Genomic DNA, 20,734 nt, shown 5'->3' on the forward strand with positions numbered 1-20,734 from the left:
CTCCTCGCCTGGCGGCTCGTTCGCACCTCGACGACCGTGAAGAACCGCCGACTACGAATACAGATGACACCGGAGCGGGCGCCCGACCCCGAAAATCGCGGTCTTCAGCCTGATTTGGTGGAAGCTGTATTCGTACTCGCCAGGCGACGAGGCCCGCGGCTCATGCCTCGCCTGTTTTCAGTCATTCGCGATGTAGCACCCGACCCACGACCTGGTGTTTTGCCGTCAACCTACTCGGGAAATGACTGAAAACAGGCGAATGGTCACTGCGCCGGGCTCACCTGCCCGCCGGACAACACGCGATAGGCATAGGTCGAGGCGATGAGGGTGACCGGACCGGTCACCAGGAGCCCGACGAGGCACAGGAGGGCACCGACGAGATTCAGGACGATCACCACGATGGCCAGCAACAGCAGACTGCCGACGTTCTTCGACGTCAGTTCGAAACTGCCCTTGATCGCATCGGTCGCCGACAGATTGCGGTCGATCGCGAAAGCGAGGGTGTACCACAGCAGGAACGTGGCAATGAGTCCGGGGATGACGATGAGGATGAAGCCGATGGTCGTGATGACCCAGACAAGAATCGCGGCGATGAACACCTGAGCCAGATTGTTCCAGGTGAAGAAGTCCCCGAAGGACGGCTTGTTCCCGTCGAGCTCATTGAGCGCACCTCGGGTGAACGCCGCCTGTACGAGCACACTGAGGATGCCGGACACGAGTGACCCGATGATTCCCGGCGCGCTGAACACCGACGCGTCGTAGTTGAATCCGCGCGCCGCGCTGTCGATCAGACCGACGACCACGAACGTGACGATGGCGAACAGAATCCAGTTGAGCGCGTTGGCCTTGTACTTGTTCCAGCCGTAGCTCAGAGCGGCTCCGAGGTCGAGTTGGGCGGGCGCCGGCGCGTATCCGGGTGCGCCGCCTGGCGGGTACTGGCCGGCCGGTGGTGGATACGCGCCGGGCCCGGGCGGCGGATAGGAGCCGCCCTGCGGCGCTTCGTATCCACCCGGAGGAGGTGTGTAGCCCTGATTCTGCGGATCCTCCCCCGGGTACGGGGGCTGGCCGGGTCCGCCTGGCGTACTGGTCATGACACTCCTCGCGTTCGATCAGTGACTGTCAGCGACAGTGACACGGGCCCGAGGAGAAAGCAATGACACGGGCAAGAAATGCCCATGACGAAATAATCAAGAATGCGCCACAGGTGGTAGACCTGCCGTTCTGTTACGGCGACAACGATTCTCGTTCGTCTACCTAAGGAACTGGGCTTTGGGAACGGAATCCGCGCTAACCGGTCCCGAGTATTTCGCGGCACTCATCAGTGGTGTGTGTCTGAATGCACTCGGTCCATTCGCGTTGATTGTCGGCCCACGGATGTTGCGGTGTCTGACCGGTGTCGGGCACCCATTGGTAGTCGTCACAGACGATCGCTGTGCCGTTGGGGTCGGTGGCGGTGCGGCCGATGTCGGCGCCGATGCACGACTGACCGATGGTCGGTGCCGCGGCCGTCGTCGGCGTCGGCGTCTGGGGTGGAGCGGGATTCGGGGACACAGCGGTGGTACCCGTCTCGTCCGTGGTCGGCAGAGCCGCGGCCGTGGCCGGGACCGAACTGCTCGGCGTTGTGGAGGCAGAGGCATACACCGTGACCGTCTTACGTGGCGGTCGTCACGACACGTCAGATGGCCGAATGGTGCGTCCACCGACCTGAATCGACATACTTGTTCACGATGCGTTCACCCGACCTTTTCCACGCCCTCGTCCTGCTCAACCTGCTTTTCGCCTGCGGATTGTGGACACTGCTGCGTCCGACCGTGCGGGCGGCGGTGGTGTTGGTGGTGGTCGGCGCAGCCTGGCTCTACTGGAACAAGCCGTTGGAGGGGGCCACGCTGATCAGCATCACCGGACGCCACGGCATCACCGAATCGGATCTGTTGTCGTTTCTCGCGGTCGGGATAGCGGTCTGGGCTGTGGTGCGTTCGCGCAAGCGAGCACCGCTATCTGGCGAGGATTGAGGCCGTGATCTTGGGTTTCCAGTCGTGGGTGAGCAATGCGCCGAAGTTGTCCTCGCGGTTGGTGGCCGAGGTCCCCCAGTCGCGCACCGAGTAGATGAACGCGGGTCCGCAGTAGCCAGAGTCGGCGGCGGCGCGCAGCACGTCGACGATCTGCGTGGCCTGCTGTTGCTGGGTCACCATCTCGTTGACCCCGAACCCGACGGAGCCGGTCGACGCCGACGCTCCTTCCGGAATCGTCGGGGCACCCATCTCGGTGAGCCAGATCTTCTTCGCGGCGTCGTCGTGGGCGACCATGACCGCCCGGATCTGTTGGGTTTCGGTCCATCCGTTCGGGATCGTGCCGATCCCAGCGGGAAATACGTAGGCGTGCATGGCCGTGGCGTCGAAGTAATTCTTGGCACCGGCCGCGTACATCTTGGTGTAGAAGTCGGCGGCACCGGCCTGCGGGCTCATCCCGGCGGCGACGACCGTCGAGTCGGGCTGCACCTGCTTGATCGCGCTGTAGGCGGCCTTCAGCACGTTGGTGTACTCGGTGGGGTTGGCCGGGGCAAAACCCCAGAAGGCGGGCAGATTCGGTTCGTTCCAGATCTCGTGATGGGTGATGTCGGGATAGCGCTCGACGACCTTCTTCATGAACGCACCCAGGGTTGCCGGGTCGGCGGGCGGCGCGTACATGCCCAGTGCACCGGGTGCTGCGGCACGTCGCGCCCAGGTCGGGGTGGTGGTGACCAGCGACAGGATCTGGAGGTGGTGGGCGCGGGCAGCGTTGATGACCTGGTCGGGATTGGACCAGTTGTAGGTGCCCTTCGACGGCTCGATGCTCGACCAGTCGATGCCCACCCGCAACCACCGGGCGTCGGTTTTGGCGACGGCGTCGAGCTCACGGTTGAGGTCGGCGGAACTGAGGAACAGGGTGGCGCCGCCTTGGGCGAAACCATATCCGGCAGACGGTGCGACGACGGCGGCTCTGGCCGGTCCGGCCGTGCCGAGCGCCGCGGCGATGATCGCCACGATCGACGACAGCACGACCAGCGCGCGCAACGACCTTCTCGAACCCATGAGTGTCTCCCGATGACGCCAGGTGGTGCGGTACCGGGCGAGTCTATCGAGGTGGCGGCCGACTCGTGGCCGGGTTCGCCGGTCCGGCATACACCGCGTGCATCGGTCGGTTCGGCTTAGCATGACCGGGTGACCCTTCCGGCGCTCTCGCGACGCGACGTGCTGCGGCTGGCACTGCTCGGGTCGGCAGGTGCGCTCGGCGCGTGCGCGTCGACCGAACCCACGGCGCCGTCCCCAGCGCCGGTCTCGCCGGACGGACGGCGGTGGGGCGCGTTCATCCCATCGGTGACGCCGGCGCAGGCTGCGACACGCACTCCGCTGCAGCAACTGACGAATCTCGCGGGTACGGCACCGAGGTACGTCCACCGCTTCTGTGCGCTCGGCGATCCGGTGCCCGTCGACGACCTCGACACCGTCGTCGCCTTCGGCGCCACTCCGCTGCTGACGCTGGAGCCGTGGAAGCCCGACGGCGGGACCGTACAACCCGAGTTCGCGTTGGCGCGCATCGCCTCCGGTGGCTTCGACACCGAATTCGACCGATGGGGAACAGAACTCGCGTCGTGGGGAAAGCCGGTGCTGTTGCGCTTAGCGCAGGAGATGAACGGCACCTGGTACCCCTGGGCGGTCGGGGTGAACGGCAACACCGCCGCCGACTATCGCGCCGCGTGGGCGAGGATGCGTTCGGTCATCGCCGACCGACACCCAACAAGGTACGTTTCGTGTGGGCACCGAACGCACTCACCCTGGGCACCAATGCTTTTGGAGACAGCTACCCCGGGCGTGACCAGATCGACGTGCTGGGTCTCGACGGCTACAACTGGGGTGAGGCGCCCGGCCACCACTGGCAGTCGGCCACCGACCTGTTCGTCCCGAGCCTCGAAACGCTGCGCGCGCTCGACGCCACTCACCCGATTCTGCTCACCGAGGTCGGATGCGCCGACGGACTCACCGCTCAGGACAAGGCGTCGTGGATCCGCGACTTCTTCTCCATCGTCGAAAACCAGTCGCGCGTCGAAGGTTTCGTCTGGTTTCAGATGGACAAGGAGCGTGACTGGCGATTCAACTCCACCACCGCGAGTACGGCGGCGTTTCGGGCGGGGGTGGCAGGCTGGTGAGGGGCCGGCTCATCCTGCGGACACCGCTCAGCGGGCGTTGTAGTCGAAGCGGCGTTTGTCCAGCAGGATCTTGTTGCGGGCCGGCACACAGGTGTCGTTCTCGCAGAGCAGGTTGTTGACCGACAGGGTGATGATGTCCTTGTCACGGCCGTTGGCCTGCTCGGTGAGGATCGGTTCGTGGCGGGTGACGTCGTCGAGGCGGAAATCGCATCGGGCCCAGTCGTCGAGCGCACCGGACATGCAGTCGGCGATCTGGGAGTTCGGGTACGGCGTGTCGGCGATGTAGACCAGTCGGGCACCGGTGGCGCGCAATGCGACGAGGGTGTCGTCCCACGCGCGTGCCGACTCGGCGTAGTCGGGAACGTAGGTCGACAGTGACGAGAAGATGATGATCTTCGTTGCGAGCGCGGCGATCTGGCGCAGCGCATCCTCTCGCCACCGGACACAGTCCTCGGCGTTGAACGGGTCGGGGCGACCGGGCCGGGGCCGGAGGTTCTGCGCCGGACACGCCGCCTTGGTGAACTGGTAGATCCGCCAGCCGTGCGCATTGCCGATGTCGCGCACGGTTTCCGACCATTGTTCGGCATGCGAGTCGCCGAAGAGGACGACGGGGATGCCGTCGCCGGGGCCGAAGGCGCACTCGCGTCCGGGCCCGTGCTCGCCGACCCGGACCAGGCAGTCGTTGGGCTCTGGTCGATCGTCGTAGGCCTGGAACGGGTTGGGCACCACAGGCCCCGACGTGGCCGCATTCTCCTGCCCGAACACCGACTGATAGCTCAGCGCGGCGTTGCTGACGGTGTCACGACTGGCGACCTTCACGGTGATCACCCCGGCGGTCATCGCGACCGCGAGGCCGACGACGAGCCCGGTGAGCCCAACCGACAGCGACGCCGAATGATTGCGGCGCAGTTCGGTGTTGGCGATGATCGGTTCCTCGAAGAACAGTGTGTCGAACGCTGCGAGCACCCCGGCGGTCCCGAGTGCCACCGAACCGGCCGGCACCCCGGCGACCGTCGAGTTCATCGACTCCGCCAAGGCCGATCAGAAGCAGCCGAAGACGCTGCTGCTCCTCGGTGATTCGACGGGCGCCTCGCCCAACGGATGGGCACCCCAGCTCGGGCAGGCGATCAGCACATCGCTCGACCGTCCCGTGGCGACCGCCTACTGGAACACCCAGACGGCCAAATACGGCGCTCCCGTCGGACTCGGTGCGGGCACCAACGGCGCCGTCGGATACTGGAACGGCTCGGCCCCGGGCAAGAACGTGCAGTATGCGGTGGACAACCTCACCGCACTGACCACCTCCCCGACCGGTGCGGCGATCACCCCGGACCTGATCCTGGTGAACTTCGGACTCACCGAGGACGCGAACTCGCCGTTGGCCACGAAGGTGCAACCGCTGATCGCGGCGTTGCAGAAGAAGTTCCCCGACGCCGGTATCGCCGTCGTCAAGCAGAACCCGCCGCGCGACTCCGACAACAGCGATCAGGTGTCGGGGTATGCGTCGGCGATGGATGCGCAGGGCATTCAGGTGATCGACGTGTATTCGGCGTTCCCCGCCGATCCGGCGGCTCGGGCGTCGCTGATGTCCGACGGCGTCACCCCCAACGCGGCGGGCCAGAAATTGTGGGCCAAGTCGGTGCTCTCGGCGTTCGGTCTGCCCACTCCCACCTGAGGAAATCCGGTGGGACGTGCATTTCCCCCGGCCGAAGGACACACTCTCACTTCCGTGGCGGGCGCTTCTACGGAACAATTCTGAGGAACGTCCATATCGAACCTGAGAAAGTCCTGTCATGCACGCGCTCGCCACGCCTTTTGCGCGCCGGATCGGCGCGGGTCTGTTGGCGGTCGGGATCGCCGGGACAATGGTCGGCGCGACGATGTGGTCACTGCCGAGTGCCGAACCGGCAACCACCACGAACCTGCAGGTGGCGCTGTCCTCGGTGGCCGAGGAACCCACGCAACTCGGTGTCACCGACGACCAGATCTATCGCATGTCGGACGCCCAGCTCACCGCGACGCTCGACGATCTTCAGGCCCTCGGCGTCACCGACCTGAGGGTCGGGGCCCCGCTGAGCTTCCTCCACCAGGACAGCACCGGGTGGAAGCGGCTCGACGCGATCATCGACGGGGCACGCGCACGCGGGATGACCGTGGTGATCGTGGCGTCGGTGAACTCCCCGTGGACGCCGTCGGCCGGCCCGACGGCGTCATCCACCACCGAATTCGCGGACTTCGCGAAGTTGCTGGCCAACCGGTATCGCGGCAAGGTCGCCGGGTACGAGGTCTGGAACGAGGTGGGCTCGACGGTCAGTGCGTTCGTCTCGGCCGAGGTCCTGCAGGATCTGCTCGACGCGGCCAGTGCCGCGATCCAGGCCGCCGACCCCGGCGTGCTGGTCCGAACCCAGCAGGTACTCAGCCTGCTGTTGCCCTCGGCGCCGGTGCCGGACATCGCGCACACCGTCGTACCGATGCCGCCCAGCGCGCCGGCGGTGCCGTCGGTCGCGCCCGCGCCTACCCCGGAGACCACACCGGACACCGATGCCACCGAGGCGCCGGTCGGTGGCGGGGGTGACAGTGCCGGGGGTGACGATGCCGGGGCCGCGTCGACCACGACCGCCACGACGACGCCGAGTGAGACCTCACAGACGCCCGCGGCGAGTTCACCGGTGACGAATTCCCCGGCGCCACAGACCATTACGCCCGACAACGACCCGAGCGACGGCCAGTCCGGCAACGATCCCGGCGACACCGCAACGCCGAACGGCACAGTCGTCGACGGTCCGACCCCAGAGGTGGCGGCCGCGCAATAGCGGGTGCGAGACAGTGCGGCAACACCAGCGGCGCAAGACATCGCGGCGCCCAATTGCTGCGCTCGGCGATGTCCTCGGGTGATGATTCTCGACAGACACGGCGCGCACCGTGGACGTACCGAGAGCGAATGAGGCGAGATGACCACATCCCGAGACCGCCGCGTCGACCTGCTCGCCGGATGGGAGCACCGCGCCGAGTGGCCCCTGGCGATCATCGCCACGATCTTCTTGGTTGCGTACTCCTTTCAGATCCTCGGCCATCCCGACAGCGTGTGGCTGACGGCACTGCACGTGGTGCTGGTGGTGTCGTGGCTCGCCTTCGCCGTCGACTACGTGGCTCGACTGGTGATCGCTCCCGAACGAGGACGCTGGTTTGTCCGACATCTGTTCGACCTCGCGGTGGTCGTCCTGCCGATGCTTCGGCCACTGCGACTGGTCAGTCTCGTCGTGTTGGTCGGGGCGTTGCAGAAGGCGATCGGCGGGGCCATCCGCGGAAAGGTGATCGTCTACACCGCGGCGAGCTCGGTGTTGCTGATCTACGTTGCCTCCCTTGCCGTTTACGACGCCGAGCGTGGGCACGCCGGTGCGACGATCACCTCGTTCGGCGATGCGGTGTGGTGGTCGTTCGTCACCGTCACCACCGTCGGCTACGGCGATTTCGCGCCGGTCAGCATCACCGGGCGAATCGTGGCCGTGCTGTTGATGATCGGCGGGATCAGTCTCATCGGCGTCATCACCGCCACCATCGCCTCCTGGATCGTGCAGCGGGTCGCCGAGGAGGACGACGCCGAACGCGCGGCGACCGCCACCGAGATCCGGGAACTGCGGGATGAGATCCGTTCGCTGCGTGACGCTCTCACCGGGGGCGGGGCGACGCCGACCGCGGATGATCCGCGTGCGGATTTCCCCTGATCGACGGACACGGATAATGCCGACAGACCGCCCACGGCGCGGCACAATGACGACGACATCGCCTTTTCTCGAGAGTGGACACATGAGCAGGATTCGTCGAATCATCATCGGTGCGAGTCTCATCGGTGCCGGAATCGCAGGTTCGGCACTCGCCGCCGGCCCCGCCCAGAGCGCACCGTATTACTCGAATTGTTCTGAAGCGCGCGCGGCCGGAGCCGCACCGCTTTATCGCGGTGACCCGGGCTACCGCTCGGCGCTCGATCGAGACAACGACGGGATCGCCTGTGAGACCGGCTCCGGGTCGGGTTCACGTCCGCCCGCCACGCCGCCTGCGCCACCAGCACCGTCGGCCCCATCGGCCCCGTCGGCTCCGCGTCAGGCACCTCCGCAATTGCCGCCGCAGCCTGCCCCGCGAACCTCTCCGTTCGCGTCGGTGGACTGGTGGCCACCGTTCATCCCGGTCCCCGACGTCCGCTTCGGTGATTATTGCAGCTCGTTCAAATGGCAAGAGGGCCATACGATCACCAACAAGCGAGCATTCTGTGTCCAGGTCCGTGGTACCGGCACATATGTGTGGGCACCGGAACGCCGTGTGACGCCGCAGAATCCGAATGTCGTGCTGGCGGCGTCCGGTCAATCCTGTGTCAACACCGACGCGATGGCGCGTGACTCGAGGGCTCGGACCCTGTTCTGCAACGCCGCGCGCGGCGGCAGCCGATACTCGTTGCAGCCGTACTGACGTCGAGATGCGCTGACCCGGAGGAATTCACCTGATCGGCCGAGTGTGCCGTGCGGGCCGGGCTTCTATGCTGGGCGGATGTATCGGAGGATCGGCCTGGTGATCGCCGGGATCACCGTCGCGCTCGGCGCCGCCGCATGCGCCTCCGACGACGAACCCGTGCTCGGAGCAACGACATCGGCTCCCGCGGTCACCGAGATCGTGCTGGCGCCCCAGCGCGACAGGCTCGCAACGACGTCGGTGGCCGACCTGTGCCGGGCGTATGACGCCGCGTCAGCGGTGACCGTCGAGAACGGCGGTGCCGATCGGGCCGCGATCGGTCCGGCGCTGCGTCACCTGGCAGACCTCGCCTACGCGTTCCCGGATGCTGCGGTGCGACAGGACGCCGGATATGTGCAAAGCGTCGCCCACAACGGCTACACCTACCCGCGCGACTTCTACGGCAGTACGATCGCGATCAGCACGAGATGCCGCTGAGGCGTATCGGATTCAGCCGACGGCCAACGCGATCGCAGCGAGGATCGACCACACGAGCATCGCGATGCCGGTGGCACCCAGGGAGGGAATGAGACCCGGGCCCACCGCCTTTCGCAGAACCGGGCGGGCGGCGAGCCAGATGACGGGCGCGACCGCGAGACCGATCAGTGACCACGGGGTTGCCAGGGCGAGAACGCAACTCGCGAGGAGGGGTACCGCCAGCAGGCCGACGTAGAGGCCACGGGTACGCCGAGCGCCGAGACGCACGGCGAGGGTGATCTTGCCCGACTCGGTGTCGCTGGGGATGTCGCGCAGATTGTTGACGACGAGCACCGCCGTGGAGATCGAGCCCACCGCGATCGCGCACACCAGACCCACCCAGTCGACCCGGCCCGAGGTGACGTACTGCGTGCCGAGCACCGCAACCAGACCGAAGAAGGTGAACACGGCGATCTCACCGAGGCCGTAGTAGCCGTACGGTTTGGACCCGCCGGTGTAGAACCACGCCCCGGCGATACAGATCGCGCCGAGGACGACCAGCCACCAGGCCGTCGTCACCGCGAGGACCAGTCCCGCGATCGCGCCGATCCCGAAGCACACGAAGGCGGCGGCCTTGACCGCCGACGGCTGGGCGGCCCCCGACCCGACGAGCCGCATGGGGCCGACCCGCTCGTCGTCGGTGCCCCGGATACCGTCGGAATAGTCGTTGGCGAAGTTCACGCCGATGATGAGTGCGATCGCGACGACGAGCGCCAACGCGGCCTTCCACCAGACGACATCGGCCGACGAGTCGCCGCCGGCGTAGAGCGCGGCGCCGACCCCGGCGACCACCGGGGCGATCGCGTTGGGGAGGGTGCGCGGACGGGCGCCTGCTATCCACTGCGTTGCGGTTGCCACGCACTCGATCGTGCCATGCGGATCACGGCGCGGTACTTGCGACCTCATGCCGCGGCAAGACCGCCCAGGCGACGACGCTGCCGGCGAGCAGGAAGGCGGCCCCGACGGCGAATCCGAGGTGATAGCCGTCGGCCGGGACGGCCTGACTCGCCGCGATCGTCACGAGCACCGCCAGCCCGATCGTGCCGCCGAGTTGCCGCGAACTGTTGAGCACGCCGGAGGCGACACCGACCTCTGCGGAGTCGACGCCGCTCGTGCCCACCGCGCCGACGAGGACCATCGATCCGCCGATGCCGATCGCCGCGACGAGCGACGGCGCCAGGATTCCACGCCAGAAATCGAACTCGTCGGGCATCACTGCGAACAACCCGAGTCCGGCGGCGCCGAGGAGGCCCAGGACACCGATGCTGTTGCGGGCACCGATCTTCGGCGACAGCTTTCCCGAAAGGACAATTCCGACAACGACTCCGCCGCAGAACGGGAGGAACAGCAGTCCGGCGATGTCGGAGTCGACGTTCCACACGGTCTGCACGTAGAGCGAGGCGAAGTAGAACGCGGCGAGCTGACCGGCGGCGAGCATGAACCCGAAGATGTTCGCGCCCACGATGCTTCGGGTCGTGAGAAGCCGAGGCGGCATGAGCGGATGGTCGGCGGTGCGCTCCACGATGGCGAACCCCACGAGCAGTAGTGCCGCAGCGGCGAAGCCGATCAGGGCGCGCGCCGAGGACCACCCGTGGTCGCCGGCGGCGGCGACCGCGAACACCAGACAGGCAACTCCGGCGGTGACGAGGACCGCACCGGGCACGTCGAGACGCCCGACGCTGCGCCGATGCCCGGCGTCGACACCGCGCAGAGCGGCGAGGAGTGCGATGACGACGATCGGCACGTTGACGAAAAGCACTGCGCGCCACGACCACCAGTCGGTGAGCAACCCGCTGAGAACCACACCGACGGCACCGCCGGCGGCTCCGGCACCGCCCCAGAACGCCATCGCGGTCTTGCGGACGGCCGGGTCGGCGCTCGAGGCGAGCGCCAGTGATGCGGGCGCGAGCAGGGCGGCCGCGACTCCCTGGATCGCTCTGGCAGCCACGAGAATGGCTGGGTTGGTGGCGAATCCGCCAACGATGCTCGCGACGGCGAACACCGTGAGTCCGGCGAGGACGACGGTCCGGCGGCCCCAGAGATCGCCGAGCCGGCCGCCGAGGAGCATGAACCCGGCGAAGGTCAGCAGGTAGGCGTTGACGACCCACTGCAGCCCCGAGGCGGTGAACCCTAGGTCGGCGCGCATGGCCGGCAGGGCGATGTTGACCAGCGACATGTCGAGCGCGACCAGGAACTGCAGGGTGAAGATGGTCCCGACCAGGGCGCGGTGATGGGTGGGTGTCGTCGTCGGCGTGAGGGTCATTGACGGTGAGGCCTCTCGACTAGGTTTCAGTACGCGTACGTTTACGTATGCGTACTGAAGGCTAGCCTGGGTACCCGTGGATGTCGACAGCGCTCTGGTTGGCGTCGACAGCGCCCTGGTTCGCGTCGACAGCGCCCTGGTTGGTGCCGACAGCGCCCGGAGATCCGGCCGGTCGGGTCAGTCGTTCAGATGGGACAGCACGCCGTCGATCTGCGCCGCCACCGCGTCGCGAACCCGGAACTCGCGCGAGTACTCAATCAGATGCGGCAGCAGCCGCGCGATGGTGGGCACGTCGGTGAGGAGGTCGGGGTCGATCGTTTGATGCCACGACTTCTCACCCGGCCGGCGTCGGGCCAGAGTGTCCTGCCACTGCAACTCGGAGGCGACGATGTACCAGACCGAGCGCCACGTCGACATCGCGGTCACCTCGTCGACGCCGAGTTCGATTGCGGCAGAGACGAAGGTGTCGGCAAGGACGAGTGCAGGCGCGCCGACTGTGGTGCCCTCACGCAGGATGGGGACGATCCAGGAAATCGCGGCGAGCTCGTTGTACATGTCGACGGCGACGGCGATCATCCGCTCGCGTGGTGGCCCCTCGGGACGGGACCACGGGATGCGCGCGGCGACCTCGGTGAGAACGAGCTGCAGCAGTTCGGACTTGTTGTCGACGTAGTTGTAGAGCGTCATCGGTTTGGACCCGAGTTCACTCGCGAGCCGCCGCATGCTCAGGCCCTCGACTCCATCACGTTCGATGAGTCGGATCGCGGCGTCGACGATGTCGTCGAGCTGCAGGGATGGTGCGGGCGGCATGATGACCAGTTCTACCAGCCTCCGCCGAACCGGGCGCCGTCGGCGGTAGGGAGGGCGCTGTCGGCGAGATCGGCGTCAGCCGGGCTGGGTCGGCGACAACTCGAGACACTCGACGCCCCAGCCGAGAGCAGTGGCCGAGGCGACGGACCAGCCGGCGGCGCGCGCGAGGCGTTTCAGGTCGGCACCGGTGCGCGGCGGCACCCCGACGGCTCCGAGCGCCACCACCGCCATCTCGGCGGCCCGGGCGTTCAGGGCGTCGGCTTCGGTCGACTCGATCAGCAACAGGGTGTCGGCGGCGGCACGCACGCTGTCGAGATGGTCGATGATCTCGTCGTCGGTGCGATGCTCGACGGCACCTGCAAGCACGACGGCATCCGGGGTGCCCCAGTCATCGGCGAAGTCGACGCCGGGCGGAGGGTCGTCGCTGCGCAACGCGGCCAGCGGCGCCGGTTCCTCTACCACGGTCAATGCGGCGCGAACCCCGCCGGTGCGCAGTCCGTCGGCGACGACGAGCGCGGCCGGGCCGCCGATCGAGATTCGAGAATACTTGGACCACAGGGGAAGTGCGGCGAGTGCGGGCATCAGGAAGACAAGCCCCTCGGCTTCCTCGACCAGTTCTGCATAGTTCTCCGCCGACGTCGCCACATGTGTCCTCAGGGTGTCACCCGTATGCTCCGCCCAGGCCGGTCGCCCGGCTTGCAACGCGTCAGCGAGTCCGCCGAGGGCGAGCACCTGCTCGGCGTAGAGACCGTCGAACTCCTCCCGGGCGTGCTCGTCATCGCGGAACCGCTCCCCCACCGGGCCGAGGACGACCTCGTCGTCGCGAACTCCCAGGACACCGCAGGGAACGAGAACACCCAGCAGCGAATCCAGGCTCGCCGCAGGGATTGTGGCGGCCGAGGCGACCGCTCCGCGGGAGCGGCCCCCACCGGCGAGTGCGTCGATCACCCCGAGTCGCAAGGCCGCGCGCGTGGCCATCCACGCCACCGGCGACCCGATCGGCATGACGGGTACACCCGCAGTGGGTGATTCGCCGTCTGCCGCAGCATCGGCAGGTTCGTCACGGATGTGCCAATAGCCGGTGATGTCGGTGTGCGACTTGGGGATACCCCAGTCCCGGGTCACGAGTCGGCGCAGCGCGAGCAACGCCCGACTCTCCGCCGACGCCCACACATAGGCGGGTCGATGCACCGGCGCAGCCTCGGCTACCGCGGCCAGCAGCGCGTCACGGTCGCCGGGCGCACCGATCACCCAGTCAAGTCGGTCGCCGTCACCGATCACGATGTCCTGCAACGCATTCCGTGACGCGACGACGAGGATCGCACGAGTCGGCACATGCAGCGGACGCTCGACGAAGAAGCGGGCAATCGCGGGAATCGCCGTCTCGTCGCCGATGAGCAGCAGTTCGGCGACGTCGTCGGGAATCACGCTGGAGGCCTTGGGGCCGGCGAACCAGAGATCGTCGCCCGGCTGCGCCGAGCGCACCCAGTGTTCGGCTGGACCCGACGCGTCGCCGTCGGTGTGGACGACGAAGTCCAACTGCATCTCGAGCGCCTGCGGATCGTGGTGGTGCGGAGTGTAATCGCGCGTCACACGATGCTCCGACGGCAGCCAGTCGATGCCGTTCTCCTGCTGGCGCGGCAGCGCATCGGTGATGTCGGCGCCTGGAGCGAAGATGAGCTTGATGTGGTCGTCGAACGCGGGAGCGGCGAAGGCGGGGAACGACATTCCGTCGCGGGTGAAGGCGCCGAGTTGCTCACCGCCGACGGTGACGCGCCGCATGCGCGGGGTGACGTCGGTGACCGCGCGCACCTGAACGCATCGCAGGACGAGCGGGTGGGCGCGATATCGGGACCGGCTCATCGGTGGTGCTCATCTCCTGGTGTGGGGTCGTCGGATTCGGGCGTCGGCGTGACCGACGAGTCCGTGCGCCCATCACCGTACCCGCGTGCGCAGGCGTCCGATACGCCCGGTTCCGGCGCAGCGGACACCGAAAGCCGGCCGTACGCGTGGTGCGTACGGCCGGCTTTCTCCTCGGCGCGGCGGGGATCAGACCCCGGCCGGCGCCTCCGGCAGGCTCGCGAGGATCGCGGCCTTGAGATCGTCCGGCGTGGTCGCCGAATTGATCACGGCCACCGACGCGGGGTCGGCGACCTCGATGATGCCGAGCAGCAGGTACTCGGCACGCAGCCCGCGATCGTTGCGTTCACGGGCGATACCGACCGCAGCCTCGAGCGCCTGACGCGTCTCGGGGGCGAAACGCGGGCGCATGCCGCGACCGCGCGGACCGCGTCGGCCGCGTCCGGGTTCGAAGGGTCCGCCGGGGCCGAATCCGGGTCCGTCCCAGCCGCGTCCGCGGCGATCGGGGCCCCAGCCCTCGGACTGTCCGTCCTCGGCGTCGCCGTCCTGCGGGGTCCAGGGCGTCGGACCCCAGCCCTGCGGTCCGTACCCCTGCGGCCCGAAGCCCTGGGGTCCCCAGGCTTGCGGCCCCCACGGTTGTGGGCCCCAGGCCTGCGGTCCGTAGCCGCCGCGTCCGCGACCACGACCGTGGCCATGTCCACGGCCCCGGCCTCCTCGGGGACCGCAATCCCCACGTCCACGCCCGCGGCCTCGTTGCGGGCGCTCGGCCCAGCCGTCGGCGAGGTCGTCACCGAAGCGGTCGCGGACCGCGGCACGTACCTTGTCGAGGTCGATTCCGATGGAGCGCAACGCTTCTCGGTCTTCCTCATAGCGGTCGGCGGCGCTCTGCTCGGCAGCGGCGTCGTCGTCGGTGTCGTTCTCGTCGTGATAGGCGCGGGAGGCGTCTCGCGCGTCGATCAGGTTCAACCCCGCCTCGGTGAGCACGCCGTACAGCGGCGTACGTGCGTTACACAGCATCCCAAGGATGAGGTGGTCGTTGCCGAGCCGGTGGTGTTCCAGGTCGGCGGCTTCTTGCGTGGCGAATGCCAGCAGCATCTTGTCGTCTCGAGTGAATCGACCGAACATGATGGTTCTCCTTACGAAGTCGTGCGGCCCATCACTGGGCATCGCGTTGTGAGTGCTTCTGGTGCACGGCCTGCCGGCTTATCTGCAGAACATCTGCGATCGCCTGCCAGCTCCAGCCCTGGTCACGGGCGTTGGCGACCTGAACTTCCTCGAGGCGGTCGGCCAAGGTGCGCAGGGCGCGTACCGCGGCCAGACCTCGAGAAGGGTCGTCGCTCGCGGCGGCCCCGGCGAGGCGGTCGGCCTCGGTGGGTTCGTTGGTCTGTTCGTCGTGCATGTTGTCAGGTTATGTTGACGTCGCCGCGTTGTCAAGAATTATTGACGAGAAGTTTGACGGGGTGGCGACGTCGGCGGCGGTGAGGGCGCTGTCGGCGATGGGGAGGGCGCTGTCGGCGGGGTGACGAGCGCCGTCGGCGGGGTGACGAGCGCTGTCGACGGGAGGGAGAGCGCCGTCGGCGATGGGGAGGGCGCTGTCGCGAGAGTGGGGCGCTACTCGTTGGCGATGGACTCGGTGATGTTCATGCGTGCGGCCCGGCGGGCGGGCACCAGGGCGCCGACGAGACAGAGCACCACCGACACCCCCACGAACACCAGGGTGATCGGCCGGGGTGAGTACGCGATATCCAATGAGGTGGTGGCGCTGAGGATCTCGTCGCTCAGCACGTGCAGGATCACGCCGATGAGCAGGCCCAAGAGGGCGCCGACGACGGCGACCGCCCCGGCTTCGGCGAGCACCATCTGAGAGAGAAAGCGTCGGGAAGCGCCCATGGCGCGCAGGACGCCGAGTTCGCGTCGGCGTTCGATCACCGACAGCAACAGGGTGTTGAGCAGCGCCACGGCGGCCGCCACCGACACGATCCACTGGATGGCGACGGTGAAGCCGCCGGCCTGCTGGGCTTGGCGTTGGGTGGCGGCGAGCGCCTCGGCCCCGGTGTAGACGTGGGCATGCAGTCCGCCGTCGAGCGGGATCTGCGCAGCGATGCGGTCGAGATCGGCGCGCACCTGCGCCTTGTCGGTGCCGGGCGCGGTGATCACCTGCAGGTAGGTGTCGCCGGGCCGGTCGAACCAGCGGCCGAGCACGGCGCTCGACACCGCGGCGGTGCCGGAGTCGATGGCGACGTAGTCGACGGTGTCGCGCACCACCGTCTGCTGGAAGCCCGTCGGCGTGGCGATGCGCAGGACGTCGCCGGTGTGGACGCCGAGGGCGCGGGCCAGCACATTCGACAGGATGATCCCGTCGCCGGCCAGGACCTGCCGGACCGCGTCGGGGCTCGCCTTGCGCATGAACGGGGCGCGTGAGCCGGGCACCAGGCCCTGGACGAGCGCGCGGTCCTCACCGATGTTGACGTTGGCCCATTGCCCGCCGATCACCGCGCTCACCCCGGGTACCGCGGCGACCTCGGTGGCGATCTGCGGCGGCAGGACAGGGCCCAGCGGCACCTCGTCCTCGGTGGAGGAGGAGACGTAGAAGTCCGGATCGCCGAGGCCGTCGAGGGAGGTGGAGATCGACGAAACGAGATTGTCCAGGGCTCCCGAGGTTCCCATGCCGACGGCGATCGCGACGGCCACCGTCATCAGGGTGGCCCACGCACGGCGCGGGGCGCGCCCGGTGTTCACCGAAGCCAGGCGACCCGGGCCGCGGAATACCTTGGCCAACAGCACGACTGCGGTGACCAGCGGTCGGGTGAGCGCGAAGCAGATCAGCAACGCGCCGACGGCGTAGACCGCCCCGGCGACGATGGCCGGCCTACCGGGGACGGTGAGCACGATGATCCACGCGCCGATCACCGCGGCGACGCCGACGATTCCCGCCGCCCACACCGCCACCCCTCGGCGGGGCACACCGTCGGCTACCTCGCCGGGACTCATCGCCTCTACCGGGGACACCGAGAACACCGACCGCGCAGCCAAACTCGTCGCACCGACGCAAGCGACGACGCAGGCGAGGATCGCGACGACCGGTACATACGCGGGCAGATGGTAGGTGATCGCGATGGTCACCCCGTCGCGGGTGGTCTCCGGGACCCGAGAGACCGCCCAGCGTCCGGCGAGAACGCCGACGGGTACCCCGATCGCACCGCCGACAATGCCGAACAGCGCTGCCTCGCCGAGCATGTCGCCGACGAGGTGGGTGCGGCGGGCACCCAATGCGCGCACCATCGCCAGAGACCGGCGCCGGGAGGCCACCGCCATGTTCATCGTGTTGAAGACCAGGAACGCGGCGATCACCAGCGACACCAACGCTACCAGCAGCGTCGAGTCGCGGGTCACCGAGCTCGCCAATTCCGCTTGCTTGGCCCGGAAGTCGGGGTTCACCACGACAGCACGGCCGTCGACGACGCGGGTGGCCTCCGCGCGCAGATGTCCGACGTCGGCTCCCGGCTTGGCGACGAGGAGGATCGAGGTCACCCGCCCCGCGGTGCCCGCCGGGCCCGCCAGGTCGGTGAGACGTTGCGCCAGCGGCAGATACGCGAACGCGTACCTACCCTCGTTGAGCTTGTCGGCGTCGGGTCCGGTGACCACCCGGGCGACGCGTACCTCGTCGTCACCGATCGTGAGTTGTTGTCCCTCACGTAGTCCGGCGGCGGGTCCGGCGATGATCCCGTTCTCCAGGTCGGCCGGTGAGATCGACACCCCGCCCTGCGCGGCCGCGAGATCCCCCGACAAGGCCGTGACCCGAAAGTCGGAGCCCAGCAACGGGATCTGCGTGCCGCCCACGGTGATCGACCCGCGGATCAACGGGACCACGGCCTTGGCGTCGGGCAGGTCACGACGCAGTTCAGCGGCCAGACCCGCGTCCACACCGGAATCGGCGATGGCGGCGACCTCGAGGTCGGCGGCACCGGAGATCGCCGAGTTGAACGCCCGCACCGAGGCGGTGAACGAACCGTAGGTGCCCAACACCGCGACCAGCAACGCCGAGGACACCACGACCACACTGAGCGAGGTGACCACGCGCATCCGGTGGGTCCGGATCTCCCGCAGATTGAGCACCCGGATGCGGGTGAAGCCGGCGAGGAAGCCGGCGACGAGACCACCGGCGCCTGCGCTCACGCGATCTTTCCGTCCCGAACGGTGATCGTGGTGTCGGCGACCGCCGCGGCGTGCTCGTCGTGGGTCACCATGACGACCAGCCGGCCACTGTGCTCATCATGGGCGCCGGAACCGTGGGCGACGTCGGAGAGCAGTTGCAGCACAGACTGACCGGTGGTGGAGTCGAGATTGCCGGTCGGCTCGTCGGCGAGCAGGATCGCCGGCTCCATGATGAGCGAGCGGGCAATCGCCACGCGCTGCATCTGCCCGCCCGACAGCTCCGACGGCCGGTGGTTGATGCGGTCACCGAGACCGACCCGCTCCAACAGCTCGACCGCGCGGGGTTTGGCCCGGCGCAGCGACTTGGAGTCGAGAAGTTGGGGCAGCGCAACGTTTTCCCACGCCGACATCGTCGGGACGAGATTGAAGAACTGGAAGATGAAGCCGACGCGATGCCGCCGGAACTCGGAGGCGGCGTTGTCGTCGAGGGCACCGAGATCGACGCCGTCGACGCGGATGGAGCCCGATGTGGGGGTGTCGAGTGCGCCCATCACGTGCAGCAACGTCGATTTTCCGGCGCCCGAGGGGCCGACGATCGACACGAACTGCCCGCCGGGCAGTGCCAGGTTCACCCCGTCGAGGGCGCGTACCCGCTCCTGTCCCAACTGGTATTCACGGACGACGTCGACTGCCTCGACGAGGTTGCGCTCCCCCACGGCCATGGGTCGATGGTAGCGAGCGCGGTGGCGCGGGCGTCGGTGTACGTCGGCCCCGGATCAGCCGGTGAACCGGCCGGTGGCGAAGAACTCGTCGAGCACCGTGGTCGGTGCGGTGAGGTCGAGCTGCTGAGCGGTGAGCCAGTCGTCGTCGAAATATGTTGTGCTGTAGCGCTCTCCGGGATCGCACAGCAGGGTGACGACGCTGCCGGACTGTCGTCCGCCAACCATCTCCGAGACCAGTTTCAATGCGCCCCACATGTTGGTGCCGGTGGACCCGCCCACGCGGCGGCCCAGACGTTCGCTGACGCAGCGCGCGGTGGCGATGGAGGCGGTGTCGGGAACCCCGATCATGCGGTCGATGACCTGGGAGACGAAGGAAGGCTCGACACGCGGGCGGCCGATTCCCTCGATGCGCGAACCGATCTCGGAGGTCAGGGTGCCGTCGCCGCTCTCGTAGGCGGGCAGGAACACCGAGTTCTCCGGGTCGACGACGGCCAGCCAGGTGGGGTGACGGCGGTAGCGCAGATAGCGGCCCAGGGTCGCCGACGTGCCGCCGGTGCCCGCGCCGACGACGATCCACGTCGGGATCGGGTGCTCCTCGTCGGCCATCTGCGCGAAGATCGACTCGGCGATGTTGTTGTTGCCACGCCAGTCGGTGGCGCGCTCGGCCATCGTGAACTGGTCGATGAAGTGTCCGCCGAGCTCGGCCTCGAGACGCAACGCCTCGGCGTACACCTGCGCCGGCCGTTCGACGAAATGGCAACGGCCGCCTTCCCTTTCGATCAGGGAGGTCTTGGCGGGCGAGGTCGACGACGTCATCACCGCGAGGAACGGCACACCGATCAGATGCGCGAAATAGGCTTCGCTGACCGCGGTCGATCCCGACGACGCCTCGATGACGGTGGTGCCCTCGGTGATCCAGCCGTTGCAGATCGCATACAGGAACAGCGATCGCGCGAGTCGATGTTTGAGCGAGCCGGTCGGGTGGGTGCTCTCGTCCTTGAGGTACAGGTCGACGCCGCCCGGCGTGCCGTCGGCGTCGGTCCAGCGCGACCACACGGGTAGCTCCACCCGCAGCAGATGGGTGTCGGCGCTACGGCGCGCGTCGGCCTCGATCAGCCGGACCGCGTTGTCGGCCCAGGAGCGGTCGGCGCGACGATCGATGTCGATGGTGCGTGCGGGGCTCATCGTCTCGGGTCGGCTCGGGTCAGCTGCCACGCAGCTTCGACTGCAGCTCGTCGTGGCGCTTGCGGCGCTGCTCGTCGACGGCGGAGATCTGGGTGTTGACGCGGGTGCGCAGCGACTTGAACACGACCATGCCCAGCGGCAGCGCGATCAGGACCCCGAACACCGGGGCCACCAGCAGTGGGACGTTGACGCCCGCGAGCTTGCCGATGCCGATGATGATCGCGGCCACCACGACCACCAACACGAGACGGGCCAGGGTGTACAGGCCGATGGACGCCAGGAGGCTGCCCATACCGACCTGCGGTTTACGCTCTTCACTCACGGCGACCAGCGTACGTTGTGGCGCGGCCCGGCGACCCGCCGCGGTCTGCCCGCTCGGTGAGGGGCGAGCGCCCGATCGACGCGAATCGACGCACAGTCGGGGCGAATGAGCGCACGGTCGGCGGGATTGAGCGCACGGTCGACGAAATCGGACGCCCGATGGGCGGATATGGGCGCCCGATCGACGCACAAGTGCGCCCGGTCGGCGTGCACGTCGAGGAGCGGTCGAGGGCCCACTTTGTACCAAGGGTG

General features: G+C 68.0%; 20 protein-coding genes and 1 pseudogene. 7 read left to right on the plus strand and 14 right to left on the minus strand.

The window, feature by feature from the left end:
* Positions 1-263: 263 nt before the first annotated feature.
* Complete coding sequence (locus tag QNM97_RS18335; protein WP_283819728.1) at positions 264-1,091, minus strand: DUF2189 domain-containing protein; 828 nt, start codon at positions 1,089-1,091, stop codon at positions 264-266.
* 196 nt (positions 1,092-1,287) lie between these two features.
* Complete coding sequence (locus tag QNM97_RS18340; RefSeq protein ID WP_283819729.1) at positions 1,288-1,641, minus strand: hypothetical protein; 354 nt, start codon at positions 1,639-1,641, stop codon at positions 1,288-1,290.
* Between the two features lie 86 nt (positions 1,642-1,727).
* On the opposite strand from QNM97_RS18340, the gene QNM97_RS18345 reads away from it, so the two are divergent.
* Complete coding sequence (locus QNM97_RS18345) at positions 1,728-2,012, plus strand: hypothetical protein (protein WP_283819730.1); 285 nt, start codon at positions 1,728-1,730, stop codon at positions 2,010-2,012.
* Here the strand turns inward: QNM97_RS18345 and QNM97_RS18350 are convergent.
* Positions 1,995-3,071: a glycosyl hydrolase gene (locus QNM97_RS18350; RefSeq protein WP_283819731.1), complete on the minus strand. Its 1,077-nt coding sequence runs from the start codon at positions 3,069-3,071 to the stop codon at positions 1,995-1,997. The two genes, QNM97_RS18345 and QNM97_RS18350, sit on opposite strands and share 18 nt — an antisense overlap.
* A gap of 719 nt (positions 3,072-3,790) precedes the next feature.
* Between QNM97_RS18350 and QNM97_RS18355 the strand changes: the two genes are divergently transcribed.
* Positions 3,791-4,186 (plus strand): glycoside hydrolase family 26 protein, encoded by a 396-nt coding sequence (locus QNM97_RS18355; RefSeq protein ID WP_283819732.1) that lies wholly within the window; start codon positions 3,791-3,793, stop codon positions 4,184-4,186.
* A gap of 27 nt (positions 4,187-4,213) precedes the next feature.
* On the opposite strand, the pseudogene QNM97_RS18360 reads toward QNM97_RS18355, so the two are convergent.
* Positions 4,214-5,188: pseudogene (locus tag QNM97_RS18360) on the minus strand (SGNH hydrolase domain-containing protein); the annotation flags it as partial.
* On the opposite strand from QNM97_RS18360, the gene QNM97_RS18365 reads away from it, so the two are divergent.
* From QNM97_RS18365 to QNM97_RS18385, 5 genes are all read left to right on the plus strand, one after another.
* Positions 5,133-5,861 carry an SGNH/GDSL hydrolase family protein gene (locus tag QNM97_RS18365; protein WP_283819733.1) on the plus strand — a complete coding sequence of 243 codons (729 nt, stop codon included), beginning with the start codon at positions 5,133-5,135 and terminating at the stop codon, positions 5,859-5,861. The pseudogene QNM97_RS18360 and the gene QNM97_RS18365 sit on opposite strands and share 56 nt — an antisense overlap.
* 118 nt (positions 5,862-5,979) lie before the next feature.
* Positions 5,980-6,999, plus strand: a complete 1,020-nt coding sequence (locus QNM97_RS18370; RefSeq protein WP_283819734.1) for a cellulase family glycosylhydrolase — start codon at positions 5,980-5,982, stop codon at positions 6,997-6,999.
* 138 nt (positions 7,000-7,137) lie between these two features.
* Positions 7,138-7,911 carry a potassium channel family protein gene (locus QNM97_RS18375; RefSeq protein ID WP_283819735.1) on the plus strand — a complete coding sequence of 258 codons (774 nt, stop codon included), beginning with the start codon at positions 7,138-7,140 and terminating at the stop codon, positions 7,909-7,911.
* Between the two features lie 82 nt (positions 7,912-7,993).
* Entirely contained in the window at positions 7,994-8,650 is a 657-nt protein-coding gene (locus tag QNM97_RS18380; protein WP_283819736.1) for an excalibur calcium-binding domain-containing protein, read from the plus strand.
* A gap of 78 nt (positions 8,651-8,728) precedes the next feature.
* Complete coding sequence (locus QNM97_RS18385; protein WP_283819737.1) at positions 8,729-9,127, plus strand: hypothetical protein; 399 nt, start codon at positions 8,729-8,731, stop codon at positions 9,125-9,127.
* 12 nt (positions 9,128-9,139) lie between these two features.
* Here the strand turns inward: QNM97_RS18385 and QNM97_RS18390 are convergent, their stop codons facing one another.
* From QNM97_RS18390 to QNM97_RS18435, 10 genes are all read right to left on the minus strand, one after another.
* A complete protein-coding gene (locus QNM97_RS18390; protein WP_283819738.1) occupies positions 9,140-10,024 on the minus strand; it encodes a 1,4-dihydroxy-2-naphthoate polyprenyltransferase in 885 nt (294 codons plus the stop codon).
* Between the two features lie 22 nt (positions 10,025-10,046).
* Positions 10,047-11,429 (minus strand): MFS transporter, encoded by a 1,383-nt coding sequence (locus tag QNM97_RS18395; protein ID WP_283819739.1) that lies wholly within the window; start codon positions 11,427-11,429, stop codon positions 10,047-10,049.
* Between the two features lie 177 nt (positions 11,430-11,606).
* Positions 11,607-12,239 (minus strand): TetR/AcrR family transcriptional regulator, encoded by a 633-nt coding sequence (locus tag QNM97_RS18400; RefSeq protein ID WP_208794495.1) that lies wholly within the window; start codon positions 12,237-12,239, stop codon positions 11,607-11,609.
* A 75-nt stretch (positions 12,240-12,314) separates the two neighbouring features.
* Complete coding sequence (locus QNM97_RS18405; RefSeq protein ID WP_283819740.1) at positions 12,315-14,102, minus strand: siderophore-interacting protein; 1,788 nt, start codon at positions 14,100-14,102, stop codon at positions 12,315-12,317.
* Positions 14,103-14,288: 186 nt separating this feature from the next.
* Positions 14,289-15,224, minus strand: coding sequence for a Clp protease N-terminal domain-containing protein (locus QNM97_RS18410; protein WP_283819741.1), 936 nt, complete (start codon positions 15,222-15,224; stop codon positions 14,289-14,291).
* 31 nt (positions 15,225-15,255) lie between these two features.
* Positions 15,256-15,498: a helix-turn-helix domain-containing protein gene (locus tag QNM97_RS18415; protein ID WP_006372671.1), complete on the minus strand. Its 243-nt coding sequence runs from the start codon at positions 15,496-15,498 to the stop codon at positions 15,256-15,258.
* 212 nt (positions 15,499-15,710) lie between these two features.
* Positions 15,711-18,275, minus strand: a complete 2,565-nt coding sequence (locus tag QNM97_RS18420) for an FtsX-like permease family protein (RefSeq protein WP_283819742.1) — start codon at positions 18,273-18,275, stop codon at positions 15,711-15,713.
* Positions 18,272-18,976 carry an ABC transporter ATP-binding protein gene (locus QNM97_RS18425; protein WP_283819743.1) on the minus strand — a complete coding sequence of 235 codons (705 nt, stop codon included), beginning with the start codon at positions 18,974-18,976 and terminating at the stop codon, positions 18,272-18,274. The genes QNM97_RS18420 and QNM97_RS18425 overlap by 4 nt, the downstream gene beginning before the upstream one ends.
* A gap of 54 nt (positions 18,977-19,030) precedes the next feature.
* The gene (gene cds1 / locus QNM97_RS18430; protein ID WP_208796000.1) at positions 19,031-20,161 is read right to left on the minus strand and encodes an L-cysteine desulfhydrase Cds1; all 1,131 of its coding nucleotides are present in this window, start codon (positions 20,159-20,161) and stop codon (positions 19,031-19,033) included.
* Between the two features lie 19 nt (positions 20,162-20,180).
* A complete protein-coding gene (locus tag QNM97_RS18435; RefSeq protein ID WP_283823247.1) occupies positions 20,181-20,453 on the minus strand; it encodes a DUF4229 domain-containing protein in 273 nt (90 codons plus the stop codon).
* Between the last annotated feature and the right edge of the window lie 281 nt (positions 20,454-20,734).

Origin of the sequence: Gordonia sp. L191 (assembly GCF_030077625.1) — a bacterium.
Lineage (GTDB): Bacteria > Actinomycetota > Actinomycetes > Mycobacteriales > Mycobacteriaceae > Gordonia > Gordonia polyisoprenivorans_A.

What these genes read in the sequence shown, in the direction of transcription:
- QNM97_RS18380 (WP_283819736.1), top strand. Translation starts at nt 7,994, where the DNA reads ATGAGCAGGATTCGTCGAATCATCATCGGTGCGAGTCTCATCGGTGCC.
- QNM97_RS18410 (WP_283819741.1), bottom strand. Translation starts at nt 15,224, where the DNA reads ATGTTCGGTCGATTCACTCGAGACGACAAGATGCTGCTGGCATTCGCC.
- QNM97_RS18375 (WP_283819735.1), top strand. Translation starts at nt 7,138, where the DNA reads ATGACCACATCCCGAGACCGCCGCGTCGACCTGCTCGCCGGATGGGAG.
- QNM97_RS18400 (WP_208794495.1), bottom strand. Translation starts at nt 12,239, where the DNA reads ATGCCGCCCGCACCATCCCTGCAGCTCGACGACATCGTCGACGCCGCG.
- QNM97_RS18345 (WP_283819730.1), top strand. Translation starts at nt 1,728, where the DNA reads ATGCGTTCACCCGACCTTTTCCACGCCCTCGTCCTGCTCAACCTGCTT.
- QNM97_RS18385 (WP_283819737.1), top strand. Translation starts at nt 8,729, where the DNA reads ATGTATCGGAGGATCGGCCTGGTGATCGCCGGGATCACCGTCGCGCTC.
- QNM97_RS18335 (WP_283819728.1), bottom strand. Translation starts at nt 1,091, where the DNA reads ATGACCAGTACGCCAGGCGGACCCGGCCAGCCCCCGTACCCGGGGGAG.
- QNM97_RS18415 (WP_006372671.1), bottom strand. Translation starts at nt 15,498, where the DNA reads ATGCACGACGAACAGACCAACGAACCCACCGAGGCCGACCGCCTCGCC.
- QNM97_RS18395 (WP_283819739.1), bottom strand. Translation starts at nt 11,429, where the DNA reads ATGACCCTCACGCCGACGACGACACCCACCCATCACCGCGCCCTGGTC.
- QNM97_RS18350 (WP_283819731.1), bottom strand. Translation starts at nt 3,071, where the DNA reads ATGGGTTCGAGAAGGTCGTTGCGCGCGCTGGTCGTGCTGTCGTCGATC.
- QNM97_RS18405 (WP_283819740.1), bottom strand. Translation starts at nt 14,102, where the DNA reads ATGAGCCGGTCCCGATATCGCGCCCACCCGCTCGTCCTGCGATGCGTT.
- QNM97_RS18370 (WP_283819734.1), top strand. Translation starts at nt 5,980, where the DNA reads ATGCACGCGCTCGCCACGCCTTTTGCGCGCCGGATCGGCGCGGGTCTG.
- cds1 (WP_208796000.1), bottom strand. Translation starts at nt 20,161, where the DNA reads ATGAGCCCCGCACGCACCATCGACATCGATCGTCGCGCCGACCGCTCC.
- QNM97_RS18435 (WP_283823247.1), bottom strand. Translation starts at nt 20,453, where the DNA reads ATGGGCAGCCTCCTGGCGTCCATCGGCCTGTACACCCTGGCCCGTCTC.
- QNM97_RS18425 (WP_283819743.1), bottom strand. Translation starts at nt 18,976, where the DNA reads ATGGCCGTGGGGGAGCGCAACCTCGTCGAGGCAGTCGACGTCGTCCGT.